The organism is Marinobacter sp. NFXS9, from assembly GCF_040148665.1.
In the GTDB taxonomy this organism is placed as follows: Bacteria; Pseudomonadota; Gammaproteobacteria; order Pseudomonadales; family Oleiphilaceae; genus Marinobacter_A; species Marinobacter_A mangrovi.
The window spans coordinates 1-1,608 of the sequence record NZ_JAGDDW010000044.1; the positions used below are offsets into that span (position 1 = coordinate 1).

At 53.5% G+C, this 1,608-nt stretch carries 1 protein-coding gene; it reads right to left on the minus strand.

Annotation, left to right across the window (positions count from 1 at the left end):
* Positions 1-1,608, minus strand: a 1,608-nt coding sequence (locus tag J3364_RS22540; protein WP_349560407.1) for a non-ribosomal peptide synthetase, incomplete at both ends; no start/stop codon positions are given.

Genomic DNA, 1,608 nt, shown 5'->3' on the forward strand with positions numbered 1-1,608 from the left:
AGGGGTTGGTGATGAAGCGTTCGGCTGTTAGCTCCGGACGGTTCAAGTAACCGCGGGCAAGACCGGCACCGCCAATGTATAGCTCTCCTACCACACCAATGGGAACCAGGGCTTGCTGCTCATTGAGAACATACAGTTGGGTGTTATCGATAGGCTGACCAATACTCAGCCTTTGCCCCTCAATAAACTGATACAGGCTTGCGCAAACCGTGGCCTCCGATGGCCCGTAGGCATTAATGAAATCACGCCCCGGACCCCAAAGTTCCGCCAACGATGGCGCACAAGCTTCACCTGCAACAACGATGCTCGATAGGCTTTCTAGCTCGGAAGCCGCATTTTCCGGCATCACGGTCAACGCCGAAGGCGGTAGCGTGACATGGCTGATCCGGCGCTTTTGTAGCGTATGGAATAATGGCCTCCCTGGCATCAACCCTGACGGTTCGGCCAGATGCAGCTGCGCACCAGCGCATAAAGCCATACACCATTCTGATACACTGGCGTCAAAGCTCGGCGAAGCAAATTGCAATACTCGACTGTCTTCTTGTACAAGGAAGCGCTCGCATTGAGCGCGTGACAGATTGCATACTCCTCGATGCTGAACCATTACCCCTTTGGGCTGCCCCGTAGAGCCAGAGGTATAAATCACGTAGGCAAGGTGCGAAGCTCGCAGCCCTAAAGTCTCCGGCTCTGGATTGACCGTCGGCTGCTCGGCATAAGTCTCATCTACATCCAAACACAAAATTTGTTGGTCCTGAATTGGCAGATCTACAAACAGACTCAACTGAGTCAACAACCAGGGGGCCCCCGAATCTGACAGCATGTACTCAATACGTTCTGCAGGGTACACCGGGTCGATCGGCACATAGGCCCCACCGGCCTTCAGTATCCCCAACAGGCCAATCACCATCTCCAGGCTTCGCTCAACGCACAACCCCACCAGGCTGTCCGGCCGCACACCCTCAGCCACCAGACGGTGAGCCAGCTGGTTGGCTTTCTCATTCAACTGCCGGTACGTCAGCTGTTGCTCACCAAACACCAGGGCGATCGCGTCCGGGCGACGCTCCGCCTGGGCTTCGAACAACTCATGGATACACCGGTCCTGCGGGTAGGACACCGTCGTGTCGTTGAACCCGTACAGCAACTGCTCCCGCTCGGCTTCAGGCAACATCGACAACGAACCCAACGGCTGCTCGTCCAGCCTTGAGGTTTCGGCAATATTTGTTAATAGCGTTCTAAAGTAACTGACCCAGATGTCTACAGTAGATGCGGTAAAAATCGACTGAGCATAGAGAACCGATCCAGCAATAACACATTCATTCTCAGAGTGCCGCTCCTCCAACATCAGATGCAGATCAACTACGACTTGTTGCTTTTTATCAACTTCACTCTGTTCGCCTACCTCACTATATGGTTGGCCTGACAAGGTGACACCAGATAGCACCAACTCATCTTGCGGTGTATTTTCAAAAGTAAAAGCCGTTTGAAACAGCGGACTGTGATTTAAGCTACGGTCTGGTTGTAACTCTTCTACCACCTGCTCAAAAGGCGCATCCTGATGAGCATAGGCCCCCAAGGCCCGAGCTTTCACTCTGTCGAAAAATTGCGCCA